General features: G+C 71.5%; 21 protein-coding genes. 13 read left to right on the plus strand and 8 right to left on the minus strand.

All coding sequences use genetic code 11. The annotated features are described in order from the left end of the window. A partial coding sequence (locus JNL41_RS07350) for a DNA/RNA nuclease SfsA (RefSeq protein WP_293473627.1) occupies positions 1-323 on the plus strand: 323 nt, incomplete at its 5' end. Here the strand turns inward: JNL41_RS07350 and JNL41_RS07355 are convergent. Beyond that, the gene (locus JNL41_RS07355; RefSeq protein ID WP_293473628.1) at positions 320-1,057 is read right to left on the minus strand and encodes a hypothetical protein; all 738 of its coding nucleotides are present in this window, start codon (positions 1,055-1,057) and stop codon (positions 320-322) included. The genes JNL41_RS07350 and JNL41_RS07355 overlap by 4 nt on opposite strands. A 65-nt stretch (positions 1,058-1,122) precedes the next feature. Between JNL41_RS07355 and map the strand changes: the two genes are divergently transcribed. The 5 genes from map to radC all read left to right on the plus strand — a co-directional run bounded on the left by map (position 1,123) and on the right by radC (position 9,183). Beyond that, complete coding sequence (map, locus tag JNL41_RS07360; RefSeq protein ID WP_293473629.1) at positions 1,123-1,941, plus strand: type I methionyl aminopeptidase; 819 nt, start codon at positions 1,123-1,125, stop codon at positions 1,939-1,941. Positions 1,942-1,982: 41 nt separating this feature from the next. After that, on the plus strand, positions 1,983-3,653 hold the full coding sequence (locus tag JNL41_RS07365; protein WP_293473630.1) for a hypothetical protein: 1,671 nt from the start codon (positions 1,983-1,985) through the stop codon (positions 3,651-3,653). A gap of 114 nt (positions 3,654-3,767) precedes the next feature. Next, entirely contained in the window at positions 3,768-4,649 is an 882-nt protein-coding gene (locus tag JNL41_RS07370; RefSeq protein ID WP_293473631.1) for an ABC transporter ATP-binding protein, read from the plus strand. Between the two features lie 12 nt (positions 4,650-4,661). Continuing rightward, positions 4,662-8,258, plus strand: a complete 3,597-nt coding sequence (locus JNL41_RS07375) for a M1 family aminopeptidase (RefSeq protein WP_293473632.1) — start codon at positions 4,662-4,664, stop codon at positions 8,256-8,258. 181 nt (positions 8,259-8,439) lie between these two features. After that, entirely contained in the window at positions 8,440-9,183 is a 744-nt protein-coding gene (gene radC, locus JNL41_RS07380) for a DNA repair protein RadC (RefSeq protein ID WP_293473633.1), read from the plus strand. Between the two features lie 34 nt (positions 9,184-9,217). Here radC and JNL41_RS07385 read toward each other — a convergent pair whose 3' ends face one another. After that, positions 9,218-10,369: a saccharopine dehydrogenase NADP-binding domain-containing protein gene (locus JNL41_RS07385; RefSeq protein ID WP_293473634.1), complete on the minus strand. Its 1,152-nt coding sequence runs from the start codon at positions 10,367-10,369 to the stop codon at positions 9,218-9,220. Positions 10,370-10,443: 74 nt separating this feature from the next. On the opposite strand from JNL41_RS07385, the gene JNL41_RS07390 reads away from it, so the two are divergent. The 5 genes from JNL41_RS07390 (at position 10,444) to JNL41_RS07410 (ending at position 15,700) form a co-directional block, all read left to right on the plus strand. Continuing rightward, positions 10,444-11,511, plus strand: coding sequence for a beta-N-acetylglucosaminidase domain-containing protein (locus tag JNL41_RS07390; protein WP_293473635.1), 1,068 nt, complete (start codon positions 10,444-10,446; stop codon positions 11,509-11,511). Beyond that, complete coding sequence (locus JNL41_RS07395) at positions 11,512-12,492, plus strand: aspartyl protease family protein (protein ID WP_293473636.1); 981 nt, start codon at positions 11,512-11,514, stop codon at positions 12,490-12,492. Between the two features lie 36 nt (positions 12,493-12,528). Beyond that, complete coding sequence (locus JNL41_RS07400; RefSeq protein ID WP_293473637.1) at positions 12,529-13,146, plus strand: DUF4142 domain-containing protein; 618 nt, start codon at positions 12,529-12,531, stop codon at positions 13,144-13,146. A gap of 71 nt (positions 13,147-13,217) precedes the next feature. Beyond that, entirely contained in the window at positions 13,218-14,456 is a 1,239-nt protein-coding gene (locus tag JNL41_RS07405; protein WP_293473638.1) for an MFS transporter, read from the plus strand. A 161-nt stretch (positions 14,457-14,617) separates the two neighbouring features. Further along, positions 14,618-15,700: a hypothetical protein gene (locus JNL41_RS07410; RefSeq protein WP_293473639.1), complete on the plus strand. Its 1,083-nt coding sequence runs from the start codon at positions 14,618-14,620 to the stop codon at positions 15,698-15,700. 13 nt (positions 15,701-15,713) lie between these two features. Here JNL41_RS07410 and JNL41_RS07415 read toward each other — a convergent pair whose 3' ends face one another. The 5 genes from JNL41_RS07415 to JNL41_RS07435 all read right to left on the minus strand — a co-directional run bounded on the left by JNL41_RS07415 (position 15,714) and on the right by JNL41_RS07435 (position 19,356). Beyond that, the gene (locus tag JNL41_RS07415; RefSeq protein ID WP_293473640.1) at positions 15,714-16,913 is read right to left on the minus strand and encodes a patatin-like phospholipase family protein; all 1,200 of its coding nucleotides are present in this window, start codon (positions 16,911-16,913) and stop codon (positions 15,714-15,716) included. A gap of 182 nt (positions 16,914-17,095) precedes the next feature. Then, positions 17,096-17,947 carry a DUF3618 domain-containing protein gene (locus tag JNL41_RS07420; RefSeq protein WP_293473641.1) on the minus strand — a complete coding sequence of 284 codons (852 nt, stop codon included), beginning with the start codon at positions 17,945-17,947 and terminating at the stop codon, positions 17,096-17,098. Then, positions 17,944-18,342: a phage holin family protein gene (locus JNL41_RS07425; RefSeq protein WP_293473642.1), complete on the minus strand. Its 399-nt coding sequence runs from the start codon at positions 18,340-18,342 to the stop codon at positions 17,944-17,946. Before JNL41_RS07425 ends, JNL41_RS07420 begins: the two co-directional genes overlap by 4 nt. Before the next feature lie 4 nt (positions 18,343-18,346). Beyond that, on the minus strand, positions 18,347-18,898 hold the full coding sequence (locus JNL41_RS07430; RefSeq protein ID WP_293473643.1) for a hypothetical protein: 552 nt from the start codon (positions 18,896-18,898) through the stop codon (positions 18,347-18,349). A 191-nt stretch (positions 18,899-19,089) separates the two neighbouring features. Next, positions 19,090-19,356 carry a hypothetical protein gene (locus JNL41_RS07435; protein ID WP_293473644.1) on the minus strand — a complete coding sequence of 89 codons (267 nt, stop codon included), beginning with the start codon at positions 19,354-19,356 and terminating at the stop codon, positions 19,090-19,092. Between the two features lie 71 nt (positions 19,357-19,427). Here JNL41_RS07435 and JNL41_RS07440 point away from each other — a divergent pair, with 71 nt between their 5' ends. Together JNL41_RS07440 and JNL41_RS07445 are read left to right on the plus strand one after the other, a co-directional pair. Further along, the gene (locus JNL41_RS07440) at positions 19,428-21,080 is read left to right on the plus strand and encodes a M20/M25/M40 family metallo-hydrolase (protein ID WP_293473645.1); all 1,653 of its coding nucleotides are present in this window, start codon (positions 19,428-19,430) and stop codon (positions 21,078-21,080) included. Between the two features lie 93 nt (positions 21,081-21,173). Further along, positions 21,174-21,569 (plus strand): hypothetical protein, encoded by a 396-nt coding sequence (locus JNL41_RS07445; protein WP_293473646.1) that lies wholly within the window; start codon positions 21,174-21,176, stop codon positions 21,567-21,569. Here the strand turns inward: JNL41_RS07445 and JNL41_RS07450 are convergent. Further along, complete coding sequence (locus JNL41_RS07450; protein WP_293473647.1) at positions 21,566-21,934, minus strand: EthD domain-containing protein; 369 nt, start codon at positions 21,932-21,934, stop codon at positions 21,566-21,568. The two genes, JNL41_RS07445 and JNL41_RS07450, sit on opposite strands and share 4 nt — an antisense overlap. Between the last annotated feature and the right edge of the window lie 21 nt (positions 21,935-21,955).

Raw genomic sequence — 21,955 nt, forward strand, 5'->3', positions numbered from 1 at the left:
TCAAGAACTGCCACCTGCGTCGCGAAGGCGCGCTCGCCGAGTTCCCCGACTGCGTCGCCGCCCGCTCGCTCAAGCACCTGCGCGAACTCACCGCCATGGTGGCGGCGGGCGAGCGGGCGGTGATGCTGTTCGTGATCCAGCGGACGGACTGCGACGCTTTCTCCGCCTGCTTCGACCTCGACCCGGCCTATGCCCGCGGGCTCACCGCCGCTGCGACCGCCGGCGTCGAGGTCCTCGCCTACCGTTGCGCGATCAGCCCCGAGCGCGTGGTCCTCGCCGGGCGCGTGCCCTGGCTTGAAAATGCAGGCCCGCGACGCAACTAGGGCCCGTCGCGCTCAAACAACCCGAAAGCCGCGGCAGGGATGTGCGCTGTGTGCAGGCCGTTGGTGATCCAAGCCTCGGCCACGCCTGTATCTGCAAAGTTCATGCTGAACTGTGCATCCGGCCGACTGGGCGCGATTGCGCCATTGAGTTCGGAATTCCCTGGGTGGAATGCGTGGTTGTGGAGCACCGCCAAGATCATCCATCCGGCGCTGCGGTCCGCGCGCACGGGCTCCGTCAGCGGCGCTAGCCGACCGATGCCGTCCTCGTTGATCGTGTAGAAGTAGGCTCGGATCCGACGGCCGTCCGGTGAACGCAGCACGGCCGCAGCGAACTCGGTCGGGGCGGCGAGCGTGTCTATGCGGTCGTCCTGCGCCTGTTGCAGCAGCATCTGCACGCAGTTGACCGGCCTTATCCACTCGGCGGCGTGATCCGCGACGATCCGATTGTTCGTCCAGGAATGTTGCGCCAGCAGATGGAGAGGCTGGGTGTTGCCGGCCCGGGCGACGATTCGCGCGCGAAATGCCTCGTAGCCTGCGGGCTCCACGTGGGACCAGAGCACTGGTGCGTCGTCCATCTCCCAAACCTGCAGGAGGCGGCTGCCTTTCAGGTGTGGAGCGCCTGATTGCACCAAGACGCGCGGAGCATCAGCAAATGCGCACACGTCACTCGCCCGCGCCGCGCCGGTCGCCACTAGCGCCGTCACTGCTGCGACCCACCAGCCCCACATTCTCATTCGCACCTCCCCGCCATTGAATTTCAACGCTTCCACTGCGACATAGGCGGCTTCGGAGCGCCCCCATGACAGACATCCTCGACGCTGAGCACCGCACGGGCCAGATCAAGCTGCACGGGCCCGAGGGCTTCGCCGGCATGCGCAAGGCCGGCCGGCTGGCCGCCGAGTGCCTGGACATGCTGGAGCCCCACGTGGTTCCGGGCGTCACCACCGGCCGCCTCGACGACCTGGCGCGCGAATTCATCCTGGACCATGGGGCGCTGCCCGCGTGCCTGGGCTACCGCGGCTACACGAAGACCGTCTGCATCAGCCCGAACCACGTCGTCTGCCACGGCATCCCGGGCGAGCGCGCGCTGCGCGAAGGCGACATCGCCAACATCGACGTCACCGTGGTGGTCGACGGCTGGCACGGCGACACCAGCCGCATGTACGGCGTGGGCGCGGTCGCGCCGCGGGCCAAGCGGCTGGTCGACGTCACCTACGAGGCGCTCGAGCGCGGCCTCGCCCAGGTGAAGCCCGGCGCCCGGACCGGCGACATCGGCGCCGCGATCCAGCACTACGTCGAATCCATGCGCTGCTCGGTGGTGCGCGACTTCTGCGGCCACGGCCTCGGCCGCGTGTTCCACGACGCGCCCAACATCCTGCACTTCGGCCAGAAGGGCACGGGCGACGTCCTGAAGCCCGGCATGTTCTTCACCATCGAGCCGATGGTGAACCTGGGCAAGCATCCGGTGAAGCTGCTCGCCGACGGCTGGACGGCGGTGACCCGCGACAAATCCCTCTCGGCCCAGTGCGAGCATTCGGTCGGCGTGACGGACGACGGCGTGGAGATCTTCACCGCCTCGCCCACCGGCCGGTTCCGGCCCGCCATCGCGACCGCCTAGATCCGACCTCCCCCGCTTCGCAGGGGAGGTGAGGCGCGGACTTGCCACTGCGCCCTGACGGCGCGACGCTGGCGGGCATGAAGCTCGCCCTCGCGCTCGCCGCCTCCGTGTTCGCCGCCGCGCCGTCGGCGCTGGGCGCCGGTCCCGACCCCAGCCTGCTGGGCATCGGCTTCATCTGCAGCGCCGAGCAGTCGGGAGGGTCGAGCGGCGGGGCGATCATGCCGGGTGTCGGCAACGGCGGCGCGCGGGCCGACACGGCGAACCCCGAGGCGCAGGCCTGGTTCGAGAACGCGCTCGACCTCTATCACGCGTTCAGCCACGACGAGACCAAGGCCGCCTTCGCCAAGGCCGCGGCGCTGGACCCCGGCTGCGCGCTCTGCGCATGGGGCGTCGCCATGAGCCTGGGCCCGACGCTCAACACCCAGATGACCGACGCCGAGCGCGTCGAGGCGCTGGCCGTCGCCGACCGCGCCGCCACCCTGGTGAAGCCGGGCGACACCCGCACCGCCGGCCTGATCGCGACCCTGCAGGGGCGCTACTCCAGGGAGCCCGCCGCGGGCGGGCGCGAGATGGCCTACGGCAAGTCGCTGGACGCCCTGCTGGCGAAGAACCCCGGCGATGCGATGATCGCCAACCTGGCGGCGCACGCTCTCATCACCCCGGCGCGGCAGGACGACTACTCGGGCGTGCCGCGCGCCATCGCCATCCTCGAGGACGTGCTGGCCAGGAAGCCCGACGATACGGCGGCGATCCACTACTACATCCACGCCACCGAGTTCGCGCAGAAGGCGGCGCTGGCCCTGCCCTACGCGGTGCGGCTCGACGAGCTGGCGCCCGGCGCGTCGCACCTGGTCCACATGGGCACCCACACCCTGATGCGCGTCGGCCGCTACGAGGAGGTCGCGGTCACCAACGCGCAGGCGCTGAAGGTCGACGCCGAGACGCGTTCGGCGCTGGGCGCTTCCGCCAGGCCGCTGACGCAGCGCTACTACACCCACAACTACCTGTTCGGCCTGGGGGGCGCGCTGATGGCCGGCGACGGCCCGCTGGCCGTGAAGTACGCCGACCACGCCGCCGTCGCCTATCCCGCCTCCGCGCCGGAAGAGCGGCGCACGATGGCGCAGGCGCGCAGCCTCGTAGCCCTCGGCCGCTACGCCCCGCGCCGGGCGCTGGCCGTGGCCGACGATCCGACGGCCCCGCGGCTGGTCCGTCTCTACCGCCTGTACGCGCGCGGCGAGGCGCTGGCCTCCAGGCGCGACGCGGCCGGGGTGGCGCGCGAGGCCCGGGCCGTCGCGGCGCTCTCCGCCGAGGCCGCCAAGGCGGGCGAGACGGGCAACGTGACGCTGGCGACCATCATGGAGGGCGTGCTGCGCGGCCGCGCCGCCATGCTGGCGGGCAGGCCCGCCGAGGCGGCCCGGCACTACGACCGCGCCGCCGACACGCAGGAGGCGGCCTTCCCGGTCCCGAGGAACTTCGACCCGCCGCCCTGGTGGTATCCCGTGCGCCGCAGCGTCGCCGCCGCGGAGCTGAAGGCGGGCCGCAGGGCCGAAGCCGCCGCCGCCGCCCGCGCCAGCCTCGCCGAATGGCCGCACGACCCGCTGGCGCTCCGCGTCCTGGCGCAGGCCGACGCGAAGGGCGCCGCCGCCAACCGGGCGGAGGCCCGGAAGGTCTGGCAGGGCGACCTCGCCAGGGTGACGCTGGATCTCACCTGACCGTTCGTCGCAGCGGCGAGCGGTAACGCCGCCGCGCCACGTTACATATCCCTCACTTGCTCCCCGTGCGGGCAGCGGGCAGCTTCGCCTCAGGGACGGGGTGAAAGTGAGCCTATGCTTTCGATTAGCGGCCTGACGCACGTCTACCCGAACGGGACGCGCGCGCTCGACGACGTCGGCCTTTCCATCGGCAAGGGCATGTTCGGCCTCCTGGGCCCGAACGGCGCGGGCAAGTCGACCCTGATGCGCGCCATCGCCACGTTGCAGACCCCCACCGCCGGGTCGATCGCCTTCGGCGACATCGACGTCGTCGCCGAGCCCGAGAAACTGCGCCGCACCCTGGGCTACCTGCCGCAGGACTTCGGCGTCTATCCGCGCGTCTCCGCCGCCGACCTGCTGGACCACATGGCCGTGCTGAAGGGCATCGCCGGCAGGGGCGAGCGCAAGGATACCGTCGAGACCCTGCTGCAACAGGTGAACCTCTGGGACGTGCGCAAGAAGGCCGTCGCCGGCTATTCGGGCGGCATGCGCCAGCGTTTCGGCATCGCCCAGGCGCTGATCGGCCAGCCGCAGTTGATCATCGTCGACGAGCCCACCGCGGGCCTCGATCCCGAGGAGCGCAACCGCTTCCTGAACCTGCTGTCCGAGATCGGCGAGAACGTGGTGGTGATCCTGTCGACCCACATCGTCGACGACGTCTCCGATCTCTGCCCGCGCATGGCCGTGCTGGCCGGCGGCCGCATCCTGAAGGAAGGCGCCCCGTCGGCGCTGATCGGCGAGCTGTCGGGCCGGGTCTGGAAGAAGACCGTCGACCGCGCCGACCTGGAGGGCGAGCGCGCGCTCAACCAGGTGATCTCGACCCGCCTCGCGGGCGGCCGCACGGTGATCCACGTCCTGGCCGACGCGAACCCGGGCGCCGGATTCGAGCAGGTCCAGGGCGGGCTGGAGGACGTCTACTTCTCCACCCTGGCCGCATCGCGCCGCGTCGCCGCCTGAGGGACGCGCGCGATGTTCGGCAAGATCGCGGCCTTCGAGGTGCGCTACCAGCTCCGCCAGCCGATCTTCTGGATCAGCGCGGTGGTCTTCTTCCTGATGCCCTACATCGGCGTCGTCACCGACAACCTGTCGATCGGCGCGCCCGGCAACATCCACAAGAACTCGCCCGCCGCCATCGCGCTCTGGATGGGCACGATAGCGACCATCTTCATGTTCGCCTCGACCGCCTTCGTCGCCAACGTCATCACGCGCGACGAGGAGACCGGCTTCGGCCCGATCGTGCGCTCGACGCGGGTCACCCGGTTCGACTACCTGTTCGGCCGCTTCGCCGGCGCGTTCGCGGCGGTGGCGCTGCTCTTCCTGGCCTCGCCGCTCGGCATGTTCGTCGGCGCGCTGATGCCCTGGATCGACCCCGACAAGCTGGGGCCGAACATGCTCGGGGCCTATGCCTTCGGCTACCTGTGGATCGCGCTGCCCTCGATCTTCCTGGTCTCGGCGCTGTTCTTCGCGGTCGCCACCATCACGCGCTCGATGATGGGGACCTACGTGGCCGCCGCGGCGTTCCTGGCCGCCTTCCTGGCCGCCGGCGTGATGCTGGCCGACCCGGACAAGCTGGCGCTCGCCGCGATGATCGACCCGTTCGGCGGCGCGGCCTTCCAGCTCGCCACGCGCTACTACACCGCCGCCGACGCCAACACGCTGGTCCCGCCCATCGCCGGTCCCCTGCTCTGGAACCGCCTGGTCTGGATGCCCGTAGGCCTCGCGGCGCTCGCCCTGGCCTACGCGACGTTCCGCTTCGGCGAACGCGCGGGCCGCCGCCGGCGCGACAGGCCCGCCACCGCCCCGGCCGCCCGCGCCGCGCCGGGGCCGCTGCCGAAGCCCCGCTTCAACGCCTTCACGTCGATGGTCCAGCTCTGGGAGCGCACCCGCTTCGAGGTGAGCCAGACGTTCAAGAGCCCGGCATTCGTCGTCCTGCTGCTGCTGGGCGTGTTCAACGCCCTGGGCAACCTCCTGGGCGGCGCCGAACTCGGCGGCTCGGCGCTCTACCCGGTCACGCGCTGGGTCATCGAGACGCTGCAGGGCAGCTTCGTCATCCTGATCTGGATCGTCGCCATCTACTACGCGGGCGAGCTGGTCTGGCGCGAACGCGACCGGCGCACCCAGGAACTGCTCGACGCCAGCGCGCTGCCGGACTGGGCGCTGATGGTCCCGAAGGTCTTCGCGCTGGTCCTGGTGATGGCCTCGATGCTGATCGTCGCGGCGCTGACCGGCATCGCGGTGCAGCTCGCCCAGGGCTTCACCCAGGTCCACGTCGGCCACTACGTCTCCTGGTACATCCTGCCCGGCGTCGTCGACTGGTCGCTGCTGGCGATCCTGGCGGTGTTCATCCAGGCGCTGTCGCCCAACAAGTTCGTGGGCTGGGGCGTCCTCATCCTGGTGCTGGTGGCGCGGCTCGTGCTGCCGCGGCTGGGCTTCGAGCACGAGCTCTACCTCTACGGCGGGAAGCCGGCCTATCCGGGCTTCGCCGGCGAGCCGCTCTCCGACATGAACGGCCAGGGGAACTTCGCCGCCATCGCCGCCTGGTTCCGCGCCTACTGGACCGCCTTCGCGGTGATCCTGATGGTGATCGCCTACGCGCTGTGGCCGCGCGGGTCGGCGTGGCAGTTGCGCGCCCGGCTGCGCCGCCTGCCGTCGCGGCTGAAGGGCGGAGCCGGCGTCGTGGGCGCGCTGGCGCTGGCGTCGTTCGCGGGCCTGGGCGTCTTCATCTTCCACAACACCAACCAGCTCAACGAGTACCGCACCCGCACGGGCGACGAAGCGTGGCTGGCCGACTACGAGAAGGCGTTCCTGAAGTACGAGACGCTGCCGCAGCCGTCCGTCACCGACGTCCAGCTCGACGTCGACATCCATCCGCGCGGGCCCAGGCTGGTCACCGAGGGCGTCTACCACCTGATCAACGACACCGGCGCGCCGGTGCGCGAGCTGCACGTGCGCCTCGACCGCGACACCAAGGCCCTGCAGATGAGCGTCAACGGCGCCTCGCGGGTAAAGACCTACGACCGCTACAACTATCGCGTCTTCACCTTCGACCGGCCGCTCATGCCCGGCGAACGCACGGCGCTCTCCTTCCAGACCGTCATGGGCCAGGTGGGCTTCAGGAACTCCGGCAACATGACCCGGATCGTCGAGAACGGGACCTTCGTCGACAACTTCGCGTTCGGCCCCGTCGTCGGCATGGACCGCAACCGCCTCCTGCAGGACCGGGTGAAGCGCAAGAAGTATGGCCTGGCGCCCCAGCTTCGGCCGCCGAAGCTGGAGGACCTCTCGGCCACGCGCCGCAACTACCTCGCCAACGCCGACTGGGTGAACGCCGACATCCGCGTCACCACCGACGCCGACCAGACGCCCGTGGCGCCCGGCTACCGCGTCTCCGACGAGACCAGGGGCGGGCGGCGCACCATCCGCTATCGCACCGACGCGCCGGTGCTGAACTTCTTCTCGGTGCAGTCGGCCCGCTATGCGATCCGGCGCGAGACCTACAAGGGCGTCGAACTCGCCGTCTACTACGACCCCCAGCATCCCTGGAACGTCGACAGGATGCTGGGCGCCCTGCGCACCGGGCTCGACTATTTCCAGGCCAGCTTCAGCCCCTACCAGTTCCGCCAGGCGCGGATCCTGGAGTTCCCCGGCTACGCGCGCTTCGCCCAGGCCTTCGCGAACACCATGCCCTATTCCGAGAGCATCGGCTTCGTCACCGACAACACCAAGGCCGACAAGATCGACTACGCCACCTACGTCACCGCCCACGAGCTGGCGCACCAGTGGTGGGCCCACCAGATCATCGGCGCCGACATGCAGGGCGCGACCGCGCTCTCCGAGACGCTGGCGCAGTACTCGGCCCTGATCGTGATGGAGAAGACCTACGGCGCGGACGGCATCCGCAAGTTCCTCAAGTTCGAGCTGGACCGCTACCTGCGCGCGCGCGGCGGCGAGCTGGTGGAGGAGCTGCCGCTGATCCGGGTCGAGAACCAGGACTACATCCACTACCGCAAGGGCTCGCTGGTCATGTACCTGCTGCGCGACCGGCTGGGCGAAGCCAGGGTCGACGCGGCGCTGCGGCGGCTGCTGCGGCAGTACGCCTTCAAGGGCGCGCCCTACCCGCGCTCGCAGGACCTCGTGGACGCGCTCAGGGCCGAGGCCGGCGCCGATCCCGCCGCCCAGCAACTGATCACCGACCTCTTCGAGAAGATCACGCTGTACGACCTGCAGACCCGCTCGGCGGTGGCGAAGAGGCGCGCCGACGGCCGCTGGGACGTCACGCTGACGCTCGAGGCCCGGAAGGTCTACGCAGACGGCGCCGGCAAGGAGACGCCCGTGGCGATCCCGGCGAGCGAGGTGTTCGACGTGGGCGTCTTCACCGCCGAGCCCGGCAAGCCCGGGTTCGGCCGGCAGAACGTGCTGGCGTTCCGGACCACGGGCCTTCGGACCGGCGTCCAGACCCTCACGGTCACGGTCGACAAGCCGCCGAAGTTCGCCGGCGTCGATCCCTACAACAAGCTGATCGACCGCGCGTCCGACGACAACGCGATCGCCGTCACGACCCGCTAGGCCGCCACGACCACCATCATCACCACCGTCACGGCCACCACCATGACGGAGAGGATCGTCGTGAACCTCATCTCCGTCCCCCCATCGTCGGGACGAAGTTGCCCCGGGCTGCGCCGCTCGGCCTCCCCCGATCGGGGGCCTCTTGCATGACGCGAACATTTGCGGAACATTGAGCACCGCCATGGCCCGCACGTTCGCCGTCGAAGACGCTTCCCCACAGCCGGACCTCTGGCGCGCCAGGCTCGCGCCGGCGCCGCCGCACCACGCCGGCCATCGCGAGCGGCTGCGCGACCGCGCCGGCGCGGGCGGGCTGGCGGCGCTCCCCGACTACGAGGTGCTGGAGCTGTTCCTCTTCCGCTCGATCCCGCGCGGCGACGTGAAGCCGCTGGCCAAGCAGCTCCTGGCCCGCTTCGGCTCGCTGGGCGGCGTCCTGGGCGCGACCGCCGAGGAGCTGCGCACCGTGAAGGGCGTCGGCGAATCCCTCGCCCTCGACCTCAAGCTCCTGCACGAGGCGACGCTGCGCACGGCCCGCGAGCAGGTGACGCGCCGCCCGGTGATCTCCTCCTGGAACGCGCTCCTCGCCTACGTGAAGACCGCCATGGCGCACGAGGGGCGCGAGCAGTTCCGCGTGCTCTTCCTCGACAAGAAGAACCAACTGGTCGCCGACGAGGTCATGAACCGCGGCACCGTCGACCACGCCCCGGTCTACCCGCGCGAAGTGGTCCGCCGCGCCCTCGAGCTGTCGGCCAGCGCCGTCATCCTCGTCCACAATCACCCCAGCGGCGACCCCACGCCCAGCCCCGCCGACGTCGACATGACCCGCCAGGTGGTCGAAGCCGCCCGCCCGCTACGCATCGCCATCCACGACCACCTCGTCGTCGGCCGAGACGGCGTCGCCAGCTTCAAGGCGCTGGGGCTGATGTGAGGCGCTGGCCTCCCCGCTCACGATGGCGGTAGAGCTACTCCACCTCGAAGCTCAGGCCCGCGTGGGCCTGCAGCCGGTCCTTCAGCCGCCCCTGCAGCGCCGCGCCCGGCGTCCAGACGCCGCCCGCCACGTCCGGCGCGCGCACCAGCGCGATCGCCGTCTCGGCCAGCATCTTGGAGGTCGAGCCGTAGCCCGGGTCCTTGTCGCCCTTCACGGCCACCTTCACGCGCTTGCCGTCGGCGTCGACGCCGATGAACAGGATGTCGAAAAAGCCGCGCTCGCGCTCCTCCTTGGTCGGCCCCTCGCCGGGCTTCGGCCCGCCGCCCGGCAGGCTGCCCATGTCGGTGAAGCCCACCGTCTCGCCCGGCCCGCCGATCACCATCTCGTCGTAGACGAAGTCGGCCCCGTACGGATGGCCCATCAGAAGGTTCGAGCGGTGCACGTTCTTGGTGTTGATGACCGCCATCATGAACGGCCCGACCGGCCCCACGTCCGGGTCCTCCTCCGGCGCCTGCCCCGCGGGCTGGGCCGGCCCTTCGAAGCCCGGCGTCAGGCCGAACGGGCTCATCATGATCGCCAGCAGCGACGGGTCCTTCTGGATCGCCGCCATGGTGGCCGCGCCGCTGGCCGCCGTGCCGCCCGACAGGCCACCGTCGATGCCGCGCACCCGGCCCTTCACGCGGGCCACCACGTGGCCCAGCTTCGCCTTCGCCGTCTCCTGCGCGAACCACACGCCCATCTCGAACGGGATGGAGTCGAAGCCGCACGAGTGCAGGATCCGCGCGCCCGACGCCTTGGCCGCCGCATGGTGCTTGTCGATCATCGCGCGCATCCAGTTGGGCTCGCCCGACAGGTCCAGGCAGTCCGTGCCCGCCTTCACGCACGCCTCGACCAGTTCGTTGCCGTAGAGCTGATAGGGCCCGACCGTGGTGATCACCGCCTTGGTCCGCGCCACCATGGCGTCCAGCGAGGCCGGATCGGCGGCGTCGGCCACCACCAGCGGCGTGTCCTTCGGCGCCCCGATCTCGTCGCGCACCTCGGCGAGCTTGGCGGCCGAGCGGCCCGCCATCGCCCACTTCACCTCGCCGCCCACGCCGTAGTTCTTGGCCAGGTGCTCGGCGACCAGCCGGCCCGTGTAGCCGCTGGCGCCATAGACGATCAGGTCGAACTCGGCGTCGGACTTCATGTGCGCATCTCCCGTTTGGGCGGACCTTACAAATTTACAGCGTTATCGCAACCGCCCTCGGCTATGCAGTCAGCATGACTCCGGAACTCGGCATCATCGAGGGCTTCTTCGGCCGGCCCTACGCCTGGGACGAGCGGGCCGACATGGTCCGGGCGCTGAAGCCGGCGGGCTACAGCTTCTATATCTACGCACCCAAGATCGACGGCCACCTGCGGCGCAGGTGGCGCGAGCCCTACCCCGACGCGACGCTGAAGGCCCTCGGCGACTTCGCCGCCGTCTGCCGCGGCCAGGGCGTCCGCTTCGGCGTGGGCTTGAGCCCCTACGCGCTGTTCCAGGACTTCGACGCGCCGTCGAAGGAGGCGCTGGCCGCGAAGCTGGCGCAGCTCGACAGTCTCGGCCTCGCCGACCTCGGCATCTTCTTCGACGACATGAAGGGCGACCAGGTCGACCTCGCCGAGCGCCAGGTCGAGATCGTCGACTGGATCGCCGGCCGGACCGCCGCCTCGCGCCTCATCGTCTGTCCCAGCTACTACACCGACGACGCCGTGCTGGACCGCGTGTTCGGAAGGCGCCCGGCCAACTACCTCGAAGACCTCGGCAAGGGCCTCGACCCCAGGATCGAGCTGATGTGGACCGGCGAGGAGGTCTGCGCGAAGGAATTCTCCCCCGGCCACCTGGCCCGCGTGACCGAGCAGTTCCGGCGCAAGCCGTTCCTCTGGGACAACTATCCCGTCAACGACGGCCCGCGCATGAGCCAGCACCTGCACCTGCGCGCCTTCACGGGCCGCCCGGCCGCCATCGGCCCGCACGTCTCCGCCCACGGGGTCAACCCCGCCTCGCAGGCGGTGCTCAGCCGCATCCCGTGCCTGACCCTGGCCGAAAGCTACGCGAGGGGCGACGCCTACGAATACCTGGCCGCTTTCCGCCGCGCGGCCGCCGAGGTGTGCGGCCCCGAGCTGGCCGACTATATCGAACGCGCCATCCTGCTGCTGGACGACACCGGCCTGGATCGGCTGGGCGAGGAGCGGCACGGCAACCTGAAGCGGCGCTTCGCCACCTTCGACCATCCGGCCGCCCGCGAGGCGCTGGCCTGGCTCGACGGCCACTGGCGCATCGGCACGGAAGACCTCGAAACCCAGTAGATGGCCGGCGAAGGGACGACGCGGCGCATCCTGCTGACGCGCCTGGGCCTGCTGGGCGCGCTGGGCGGCGCGGCCTTCCTGCTGCGCGACCGCGTCCCCTGGCCGCCGCTCAGGCCCCGGTTCGCGAACGGCAGGTCCACGCCGTGGCTGCCGCTCCCGTCACGCGCCGGCCTCGTGGAGATCGACGTCGCCGTGAACGGCGCGCCGCTCCGCGCCGTGGTCGACACCGGCGCCCAGTTCTCGGCCATCGACCGCGCCACGGCCGCGCGCCTCGGGCTCCCGCGCGTCCTCGTCGCGCCGATGCTGGCCTACGGGGTCACGGGCGGCCCCACCCTCACCCACAGCGTCCGTCTCGACCTGGCGATGCCGGGCCTTCGGGTCGATGGCGTCCACGCGGCGGCCCTGGGCCTCGCGGCCATCGCGCAGGTCACCGCCCGCGACTTCCAGCTCCTGATCGGCCGCGACGTCCTGAACGAGGCGGTGTTCGAACTCGACTTCGTCCGCAGTCGCGTCCGCTTCGGCGCCCCCGGAGAGCTGTTCCGCCCCGGCGCGGGCCGCACGATCCCGATCGTCCGGCGCCACGGCGCGCCCATGGTCGACGTCCGGCTGGACGGCCACCCGCTGCGCCTGCTGCTCGACACCGGCGCCAGCGGCTCGGTCGCGCTGACCGAGGACGCCGCGCGCGCCGCCGGCCTGCTCGCGCCGGGGCGACAGGTGCGCGAGGCCCGGTCCGTCGGCCTGGGCGGCCTCAGCCTCGACCGGGTCGTCCGCGCGCGCAGCCTCCGGGTCGGCGCCATCGACGCCCGCGCCGCCGACGTGCAGATCTATGCGCCGGGCGCGCACGCGCCGACGCCGACCGGCCTGCTGGGCGCGGGCTTCCTGCGGCAGTTCCACACCGTCGTCGATCTGCCGGGCGACCGCGTCCAGGTCCGCGCCGCCGATCTCCTGCTGGTTCCGCACCCCTCGGAACAAAGCCGCTAGCCCGGCTGTTGCTCGCTCCTACGGGAGCACCATTCCATGAAGCAGATCGCCCTCTTCGCCGCCGCGGCCGCCGCCGCCCTCGCCCTCGCCGCCTGCCAGAAGCAGCAGGACCAGGCCGCCGACGCCACGGCCGCCAGCGCCGACGCCGCCGGCGCCGCCGTGAACGCCGCCCAGGACGCGACCTCCGCCGCCGTGGGCGCAGGCGCCGCGGCGACCGGCGCCCTGTCGACGGACGCCTTCGTCACCGGCCTGGTGACCAGCGGGATGTACGAGATCGACGCCGGCAAGATCGCCGCCGCCAAGGGCCAGTCGGCCGGCGTCAAGGCGTTCGGCAAGATGATGGTCGCCGACCACACCGCCATGGGCAAGGACGCGGACCCCGCCATCAAGGCCTCGCGCGCCGCCGTCCCGACCGAACTCGACGAGCGCCGCAAGGGCCTGATCGACAACCTGAACGCCGCCAGCGGCGCCGACTTCGACAAGGCCTACCTGAGCCAGCAGGAAGCCGCCCACAACGAAGCCCTCGACCTGCTCAAGGGCTACGCCGAACGCGGCGACGACGTGGGCCTGAAGGCCGTGGCGTCCGGCGCGATCGCAAAGGTCCAGGCCCACCTCGACAAAGTCCACGAACTGCAGGCCGCGCTGCCGAAGTAGCCACGGCCCTCCGCACACGAGCGAGACGCCCGCCGGTTCCCCCGGCGGGCGTTTCCACATAAGCCGGGCGGATGAGCGAGGCCGATCCGACATCGCAGCCGACCGGGCCGCCGGCGCCTTCGTCGGGCGCCGTGCCGGTGCTGCTGCTGATCGTGCTCCTGAGCCTGGTCGGCTTCGGGGTGGTGATCCCGCTCCTGCCCTTCTTCGCCAGCGCCTTCGACGCGACGCCCTGGCAGGTGACGCTGCTGTTTTCCGTCTACTCGGCCGGCCAGTTCATGGGCGAACTCTTCTGGGGCCGGCTCTCGGACCGCATCGGCCGCCGCCCGGTGCTGCTCATCACCATCGTCGGCGCCGGACTGGGCTACGTGGCGCTCGCGTACTCGCCCACGATCTGGATCGCGATCCTGGCGCGCGCCGCCGCCGGCTTCTTCTCCGGCAACATGTCGGTGATCCAGGGCTATATCGTCGACATCTCCCCGAAGGCGATCCTGGCCCACCGGCTCGGGCTGGTCGGCTCGGCGTTCAACGTCGGATTCGTCATCGGCCCGGCGCTGGGCGGACTGATGGCGCGGCCCGACCTCGGCGCCGCCGGCTTCCAGCCGCCGCTCCTCGTGTCGGGCATGCTCTGCGGGCTGGCGGCCGTGGGCATCCTCATCTTCGTGCGCGAGAGCCGCGCCGTTACCACCGCCCCCGGGCCGCGCGGCAACCCGTTCGAGGCGCTGGGCGAGGCGGCGCGCCATCCGGTCCTGAAGCGCGCCTTCGCGACGATCTTCCTGGGCTTCTTCGCCTCGTCGTCCATGTGGTCGGTGCTCGGCCTCTGGGCGCAGGCGCGGTTCGGCTGGGGCCCGCGCGAGGTCGGCCTGCTGATGGCCTGCACCGGCGTCACCGCCGCGTTCTCCCAGGGGCTGCTGTCCGGCATGCTGGTGCGCCGGTTCGGCGCCGGCGCGACCATCGTGGCCGGCCTCACGCTCGCCTCGACCTGCCTGTTCCTGATGGCGGCCGCGCCGGTCGGCTGGCTGGCCGGGCTGGCGCTCGCCGCGTCCGTGATCGGCAACGCGGCCTGGCAGCCGGCCGCGACCTCGCTCGTTTCGCGTTCGGCGAGCCCCGAGCGACAGGGCGCGTTCCTGGGGGCCGGCAGCGCCTCGGGCTCGGCCGCGCGCGTGGCGGGCCCGGTGCTGGGCGGCGCGGTGTTCTCGGCCATCGCGCCGTGGGCGCCGATCGCGACCGCCGCGCTGCTGATGCTGCCGGCCGCCTGGCTGGGCTGGCGCGCGGCCGAGGCCCTGCGCCGCCACGGCGACCACATCGCCTGAAATCTGAGCGCAACACGCGTCACGTAACTCGTTATCCCATTCTGCTCCCAGCAGGCACTCCTTCACGGGGCCGCCCACGTCGGCGGCCCCTTTTTCTTTGGCCGGCCGGGCGTATGCTGGCCGCAGCGGACCCGAAGATCCGGTTTGTCTGGGAGGCTCTGATGACCCGCAGGTTCGTGGGCGCGCTCTGCGCCGCCACCGCCCTGGCCGCCGTGCCGCTCGCCGCACACGCGGAACTCTCGAACCCCGCCGCCGTCGCCAGGGGCTACAAGGCGCCGCGCAACGTCTGGGGCCAACCCGACCTTTCGGGCACCTGGTCGCCGGCCACCATCACCCGCCTGGAGCGCGACGCGAGCCTCGGCGACCGCCTGGTGCTGACCGATGCCGAAGCCCGGCAGCTCGAAGGCGAGAACGCGAAGTTCAACGCCAAGGACCTCGCGCCGACCGATCCGAACGTGAAGCTCGAGGGCCTCGAGTGCGGCGTGAAGGGTTTCCCGACCGGACCCGAGTGCGGCTACAACAACTTCTGGGTCGACCCCGGCACCAAGGTCCTGCGGATCGCCGGCCAGCCGCGCTCGTCCATCCTCGTGAGCCCCGCCAACGGCCGTCTGCCCATGACCCCCGCCGCCCTGGCCCGCCAGCGCGCCCAGTTCGGCAACGCCCGCGTCGGCAACTTCGACGGCCCCGAACGTCGTCCGCTGGCCGAGCGCTGCCTGGTGGGCTTCGGCTCCACCGCGGGCCCGCCGATGCTGCCGGTGCTCTACAACAACCACTACGGCGTCGCGCAGTCCGCCGACCGCGTCGCGCTGCAGGTCGAGATGGTGCATGACATGCGCCTGATCCGCCTCAACGACCGTCACGAGCCGGCGGCGATCCGCAAATGGATGGGCGACTCGGTGGCCCGCTGGGACGGCGAGACCCTGGTGGTCGACACCACCAACTTCCGCCCCGACCAGACCTTCCGCGGCGCGACGGCCGAGATGCAGGTGACCGAGCGCTTCACGCGGATCTCGGCCGACCAGCTCCTCTACCAGTTCCGCGTGGTCGACCCGTCCACCTTCACCGAGGCCATCGAGGGCGAAGTCGCCTGGAACCTCACCAGGGACCACATCTACGAGTACGCCTGCGCCGAGGGGAACTATGCGCTTCCCGGCATCCTCGCCGGCGCCCGCGCCGAGGAGAAGAACGGCCGCGAGATGGAAGGCAACCGCGGCGAGGTGAAGGAAGAAGGCGGCGACCGCTGACCGGCCGGCCCGCTCACGACGGGTTCTTCCGGGCCGGGGTGACGTAGTCGTAGATGTTGACGGTCTGGGCGCCCGTCGGCGGGACCAGCACCTCGGGGTGCTTCAGCGTCTTCTCCGCGTCGCGCCGGCCCGCCGCCCAGTGCTCCTCCATGGTCCGCCTGGAGAACTCGTAGTCCTTGGAGTGGCCTTCGTAGGTGGCCGAGCGGTAGACGAGCTGGACGATGTTGTAGACCGCGGGGTCCGACGCCCGCGCCAGCAGCCGCGCCTGCGGGGTCGCCGCCAGTTCGGGCGGCATCTGCGCCAGCAGTTCGTTGAAGGTCGCCCGCAGTTCCTGCATCCGGCGGAAGCTGTCGGTGGCCGCCCGCGTGCGGCTGGAGAACTGCACTTCCTTCATGCGCACCGCCACGCCCGCCAGGTCGTGCGGCAGGTCGCCGCGCGCGCTCCACAGGTCGACCTGGAAGATCAGGGTGTCGAGGTTCGAGCGCGACGACAGCACCCAGTCCAGCGGCGTGTTCGAGACGAGCCCGCCGTCCCAGTAGTGCTGGTCCTTGATCTTCACGGCCTCGAAGGCGGGCGGCAGGGCGCCGCTGGCCATGATGTGCTCGGGCCCGATCTCGTCGGCGGCATTGTCGAAGTAGGCGAAGTTGCCGCTCTCGACGTTCACCGCGCCGACGCTGAAGCGCATCGCCTGATTGTCGTTGATCCGTTTGAAATCGACCAGCCGCTCCAGCGTGCCGCGGAGGGGGGCCGCATCGTACCAACTGGTCGCGCCCGTCGTCGGGCCCGGCGGCGCCAGGTAAGGCGGCGGGATCCGCGGCGTGAAGAAGCCCGGCACGCCCCGCGCCATGATCTGCCCGGCGGCGAGCTGGTTGATCCAGCTCCGCGCCGTCTCGTCGTGGATCGCGCCCTGCCACAGGTGCGACCAGCCGAAGTCGCCGGCGTCGCTGACCATCTCCCAGAACTCGCGCAGCCGCGCGATGCGGTCCTCCCGCGCGTTCCCGGCGATGATCGCCGAGTTGATCGCCCCGATGGAGATGCCGGCGATCCAGGTGGGCTCGATGCCCGCGTCGTGCAGCACCTCGTAGACACCGGCCTGATAGGCGCCCAGCGCGCCGCCGCCCTGCAGCAGCAGCGCCACGCTCTCGAAAGCGGTCGGGTTCGGCTTGGCCGGCTCGGGCGCGGCGGCGGCCCGGGGAGGAGAGGCTTCGGACATGGACGCGATGCGGGTTGAGGGACGCCGGACGCCCGTAGCGACAGGAAGACCGGCCTGAGGGCGCGATCATGGCGCAGGTTCGCGGCGCTGCCGAGGGGCGCCGCCTCCGCCTCCGGCGCCGCAAGCCGCGGCCCCGCGTGTTCGCCGCGCCGGGGCCGCGGTTCTGCTCGACGCCCTTGCGGCTACTTCGCCGCGCCGGCGATCTCGTCCTTGACCGCACGCGTCCCGGCCTCGGCGATCGCCGAGGCCTTGTCGCGCAGGCTCGCGCCTTCGCCGGCCGGACCGGTCTGGCGATGCAGTTCGTCGCGCACCTGTCCGTAGGCCCGCGCCGCGACCTCCTGCACCTCGCCGATCCGCGCCTTCGCCGCCTCGGCCGCCTTGGCCCGCGCCGGGCCGAAGTGGCGCCGCTCCACCGGCGTCGAGGGCAGCGAGGCCCCGATCGCCGCGCCGACCGCCAGGCCCAGCGCGCCGATCACCAGCGGCTCGGCGTCCAGCGTGTGGTCGAAGCGCCGCCGGGCGTAGTCCCCGTACTCGCCGGCCTTCTCCCTGGCCGCGCCATAGATCTCCCCGGCCTTGCCGCGCGCGTCGCTGACGGTGTCGCCCGCGGCGTGGGTGGCCTGCGAGAGCCTGGCCTTCGCCGCTTCGGCGGTGTGGGCCAGCTTGGCCTTCGCCTGCTCGGCGCGCGCACGCACCCTGGCGCGGACGCTCTCGTCGTCCTCGCCGTCGTAGCCTTCGTAGGTGGGGTAATAGCCGTCGGCCGTGGCCCGGCTCCCCGACGTCCGCGGCCCGCGCACCTGCGCCACCGCGAGCCATGCGAGGCCCAGTCCGACCAGCGCGACCGGGATCGGATTTTCCTTCAGTTGTTCCACAGCCGTGGTCAGCACCTTGTTGCTGGCTCCGTTCATCATCCTCGTCGCCTCATCGAACAGTTCCCGGGGTTCCTGGACCTTCTCGCGCAAGGCCTCGACCGTCCGGTCGATGCGCCCGCGCGTCTCTTCCACTTCGCGCTCGATATCCGCCGAGGTCTTGGTCATGGCCGTTCTCCCTTGATCAGGTCGGCGTCCTTGCGGAGCTGCCGCGCGGTGCGGTCAGGTTTCAGTCCGTCGAGCGAGATCGCCTTCATGCCGGCGCGCACCAGGAGGTAGCCGACCGCCGCGACCCCCAGTCCCACCAGCAGCGACGCCCAGATCGGGTCCATCAGCCTGGAGAGCGCCAGCACCAGCGCCTGCAGCAGCACCAGCAGCGCCGCCACCAGCAGCAGGCCGCCCGCGGCGATGTCGCCCACCGCCCGGGCCGCCTGGCTCACCTTCTCGGACAGCTCGGCGCGGATCAGCTCGGATTCCTTGCGCACCAGCCCGGCGAGGTCCGAGCCGAGCTGGCCCAGGAGGTCGCCGATCCCTGCGCCCCGCGGCGCCTGGCTCCCTTCCATGGCGCTAGCGGCCTCCGACGTCCGGCGACACGGCCGGGTCGGCCTGCGTCAGGTCGCCGGGGTCCCCGGCCGCCTCGGCCAGGGCGATGTCCGCCTCGCTGAGGTGGAAGCGCATGTCCGGCTTTTCGGACGCCCGCACGAATCGCCCGATGGCGATCCCGGCCAGCACCGCGCCGCCGATGAAGGCCACGGGGTTCCTGCGGCCGAAGTCCCGCACCGCGTCCAGCAGGTCGCCGGGGTCCTTGTCGGCGAGGTTCCGCGAGAGGCTCTCGAGCCCGTCCGCGGCCTGCCGCACCAGCTTCGACGCCGGGCTCTGGTCCGCGCCGGCCAGTTCGTCGCCGGCCTTGCGCACGGCGTTGGCGAAGTCGCCCAGGGTCCTGGCCCCGGCCTGCGTGCCCTTCTGGGCCTCCGCCCGCACGCGGTCCTGCGCGGCGCTGGCGAAGCTCTGCGCCTCCGCCTTGAGGGTGTGGCCCGCCTGACCGATCAGGTCCCGGGCCTGTCCGGTGCGGCTCGCGGCGCCCGTCGTCTCTGTGCTGCCGGTGTCGATGTCGCTCATGATCCGCTCCGCTGTCAGGCAGCGTGCGACCCGCCCGGCCGCCCGCTCCGTCCGACAACGCACGAACAGGCCCACCGGTCGCAGCCCGCCAACGGCAAAGCTTTATTTTTTCAGGAAGACTCCCGAATCCGCCGATCCCGGCGAATGTCGGAATCTAGACGAAAACAGCTAGGTGTCGCCGACTGGACAGGCTAGCGCCGGCGACGCGCGATGGTGACGCCGAGCGCCAGGCCGATGGCGAGGCCCAGCGCGCCCATGGCCAGCGCTTCCCGCTCGAAGGCGGCCTCGACGCTGCGCTGGGCGACCGCGAGCCGCCGGCGCGCCACCCGCGCGCGGCCGTCCTCGTCGTAGCCCTCGTAGCTGTCATACGGCCCCGCGAGGCCCTCGGGCTTCAGATGCCGGGCCAGGTCCGCGGACTTCCTGCCCAGCTTGCGAGTCGTGTCGTCGAACACACCCATTTTCACACCCTGTCGCCGTCGCCGCATCGAACGCACGCGCGGTCGTTGGCTTTCGCTTCTATACGAAAGGTATGACGCGACTCTTTCCAGCCCTCGTTTTCGCTTTCGCCGCAGTTTCCGCGGCTTCGGCGCAGGAAATCTCCGCCGAGCGGCTTTCCGGCATCACCCGCGAGCTCGCCTCCGAGCCCTATGCCGGGCGCGCGCCGGGCGGCCCGGGCGAGCAGAAGACCATCGACCTCATCGTCTCGGAGTTCCGCAAGCTGGGCCTGGAGCCGGCCGGCGACAACGGCGGGTGGACGCAGGACGTGCCGCTCTGGCGCTACCAGACGACGCCCGGCGGGACCTACACGCTGGCGGTCGGCGGCCAGGCCAGGCCGCTGCACGAACAGACCGACCTGCGCATCGAGACCCAGCGGCCCGTCGAGCGCGTCGCGATCCGCGCCGCCCCCATCGTCTTCGTGGGCTACGGCGTCACCGCGCCCGAGCGCCAGTGGGACGACTTCAAGGGCGTCGACCTGAAGGGCAAGATCGCGCTCGTCCTGATCAACGACCCCGACTTCGAGGCGAAGGACGGCGAGCCCGTCGCCGGCAAGTTCGCCGGCCGTGCGGCCACCTTCTACGGCCGATGGGTCTACAAGTACGAGGAGGCGGTCCGGCGCGGCGCGCTCGGCATGCTGATCGTCCACGAGACCGCGGGCGCGGCCTACGGCTGGAACACGGTCGTCGCCGCCAACAACGAGAGCTACGACGTCGTCCGCAAGGACCCCGCGAAGGACAAGCTGCTGCTCCAGGGCTGGATCCAGCGCGACCTGGCGGTCGACCTCTTCCGGCAGGCGGGCCTCGACTTCGAGGCCGAGAAGGCTCGCGCCCGCACCGCCGCTTTCTCGCCCGTGACCCTGAAAGGCGCGACATTCTCCGCGGACTACCGCAACAGCTTTACGCGCCTGGAGAGCCGCAACGTGCTGGCGAAGATCACCGGCGCAAGGCGGCCCGAGGAGACGATCCTCTACGCCGCCCATTGGGACGCCTACGGCATCGGCCCGGCCTCGGCCGACGGCGCCGTGATCCGCCCCGGCGCCGTCGACGACGCGGTGGGGATCGCCGGCGTGATCGAGACCGCCCGGGCGTTCAAGGCCGGCCCCGCGCCCGACCGCACGATCCTCTTCGCCGCCTGGACGGCGGAGGAGCGCGGGCTCCTGGGCAGCGAGTACTGGGCCCAGACGCACGAGGCCGAACTGCCGAGAATGGCCGCCAACTACACCTACGACGTCCTGCAGACCGCCGGCCCCGCGCGCGACGTGGTCCTCGTCGGCGCCCGCCAGAACCAGCTCGAGGCGCACCTCGCGCGGATGGCCGCCCGGCACGGCCGCGCCATCACGCCCGACCCGCGCCCCGAACGCGCCCTCTTCTACCGCGCCGACCACTTCTCCGTCGCCAAGCGCGGCGTGCCGACCGTCCTCTTCATGGGCATGAGCGGCGGCGCCGACCTGGAGAACGGCGGCCGCGCCGCCGGCGACCGCTGGGTCGAGGACTACACGGCCAGGTGCTACCACCAGACCTGCGACCGTTGGGCCCCGGACCAGGACTACCGTGGCGCCGCCGCCGACGTGCAGCTCGCCTTCGAAGCCGGCCGCGACCTGGCCAACTCCACGACCTGGCCCGACTGGAACGCCGCCTCCGAGTTCAGGCCCATCCGGGCCCGCTCGGCCGCCGAGCGGAAGTGACCCCTTCCGCACAACGCCGCGCACCTAAACTCCCCGTTCAGGCTCGGTTCAGGCGGGTCGCGCGTTAACTGTCTCCAACATCAGGAGGCATTCATGCGCAAGTTCATCGCCTCGGCCCTGGCCGCGCTCACGTTCGGAGGCGCCGTGCTGGCGACTGCGGCGCCGGCCCAGGCCGACAGCCGTCACCGCTACTACGACCGTCATCACCACTCCCGCGGCGGGAACACCGCGGCCACCGCCGCCATCGCCGGGATCGCGGGCCTGGCCATCGGCGCGGCCATCGCCGACGGCAACCGCGGCCGCTCCAGCAGCTACTACTCCGGCGGCTATTCGCGCGGCTACGACAACGGCTACCGCTACGATCCGCGCTACGACGGCTACTACGGCGACTACTACGACCGGGGCCCGCGCACCTGCGTCGTCCGCGAGCGCGTCTGGGACCCCTACATCCGCCGCAACGTCATGATCGAGCGCAGCTACCGCTGCTAGCCGACGATCACATGCTCCTGCCCCCACCACAGCGGTGACCTGGGCAGGTCGATGAAGCGCTTCTCGTCCTCGAGCAGCATCGCGCCCGCCGCCTGGGCCTCCGGGCGGCGGGCGTTTTCGGCCAGGGCCTCCAGGCTGTCGAACCAAAGCTCGGCCACCCCGTCGAACTCGTCCGGCGCGTCGCGGCTGGCGCGGATGCCCGCGCTGGCCTCGCCCGGGAGGCTGTGCATCTGCACGTAGCGGCGGATCTTCAGCGTTTCGGCCACGCTCGCCACCAGCGGCGCATGTGTCCCGCGCCAGTAGGCCTGGAAGGCGTCCCGGCTCAGATGCGGCAGACGCACGAGGCAGAACGTGAGCTTGATCATGGCAGGTCCCTCCATCCGACC

It is taken from the genome of Phenylobacterium sp., from assembly GCF_016793285.1.
GTDB lineage: Bacteria > Pseudomonadota > Alphaproteobacteria > Caulobacterales > Caulobacteraceae > Phenylobacterium.

Bases quoted from the DNA above. Each gene is read 5' to 3' on its own strand.
- JNL41_RS07450 (WP_293473647.1), bottom strand. From the start codon at position 21,934: ATGATCAAGCTCACGTTCTGCCTCGTGCGTCTGCCGCATCTGAGCCGG.
- JNL41_RS07435 (WP_293473644.1), bottom strand. From the start codon at position 19,356: ATGGGTGTGTTCGACGACACGACTCGCAAGCTGGGCAGGAAGTCCGCG.
- map (WP_293473629.1), top strand. From the start codon at position 1,123: ATGACAGACATCCTCGACGCTGAGCACCGCACGGGCCAGATCAAGCTG.
- JNL41_RS07405 (WP_293473638.1), top strand. From the start codon at position 13,218: ATGAGCGAGGCCGATCCGACATCGCAGCCGACCGGGCCGCCGGCGCCT.
- radC (WP_293473633.1), top strand. From the start codon at position 8,440: ATGGCCCGCACGTTCGCCGTCGAAGACGCTTCCCCACAGCCGGACCTC.
- JNL41_RS07375 (WP_293473632.1), top strand. From the start codon at position 4,662: ATGTTCGGCAAGATCGCGGCCTTCGAGGTGCGCTACCAGCTCCGCCAG.
- JNL41_RS07440 (WP_293473645.1), top strand. From the start codon at position 19,428: ATGACGCGACTCTTTCCAGCCCTCGTTTTCGCTTTCGCCGCAGTTTCC.
- JNL41_RS07415 (WP_293473640.1), bottom strand. From the start codon at position 16,913: ATGTCCGAAGCCTCTCCTCCCCGGGCCGCCGCCGCGCCCGAGCCGGCC.
- JNL41_RS07370 (WP_293473631.1), top strand. From the start codon at position 3,768: ATGCTTTCGATTAGCGGCCTGACGCACGTCTACCCGAACGGGACGCGC.
- JNL41_RS07445 (WP_293473646.1), top strand. From the start codon at position 21,174: ATGCGCAAGTTCATCGCCTCGGCCCTGGCCGCGCTCACGTTCGGAGGC.
- JNL41_RS07430 (WP_293473643.1), bottom strand. From the start codon at position 18,898: ATGAGCGACATCGACACCGGCAGCACAGAGACGACGGGCGCCGCGAGC.
- JNL41_RS07355 (WP_293473628.1), bottom strand. From the start codon at position 1,057: ATGAGAATGTGGGGCTGGTGGGTCGCAGCAGTGACGGCGCTAGTGGCG.
- JNL41_RS07395 (WP_293473636.1), top strand. From the start codon at position 11,512: ATGGCCGGCGAAGGGACGACGCGGCGCATCCTGCTGACGCGCCTGGGC.
- JNL41_RS07390 (WP_293473635.1), top strand. From the start codon at position 10,444: ATGACTCCGGAACTCGGCATCATCGAGGGCTTCTTCGGCCGGCCCTAC.
- JNL41_RS07420 (WP_293473641.1), bottom strand. From the start codon at position 17,947: ATGACCAAGACCTCGGCGGATATCGAGCGCGAAGTGGAAGAGACGCGC.
- JNL41_RS07425 (WP_293473642.1), bottom strand. From the start codon at position 18,342: ATGGAAGGGAGCCAGGCGCCGCGGGGCGCAGGGATCGGCGACCTCCTG.
- JNL41_RS07410 (WP_293473639.1), top strand. From the start codon at position 14,618: ATGACCCGCAGGTTCGTGGGCGCGCTCTGCGCCGCCACCGCCCTGGCC.
- JNL41_RS07400 (WP_293473637.1), top strand. From the start codon at position 12,529: ATGAAGCAGATCGCCCTCTTCGCCGCCGCGGCCGCCGCCGCCCTCGCC.
- JNL41_RS07385 (WP_293473634.1), bottom strand. From the start codon at position 10,369: ATGAAGTCCGACGCCGAGTTCGACCTGATCGTCTATGGCGCCAGCGGC.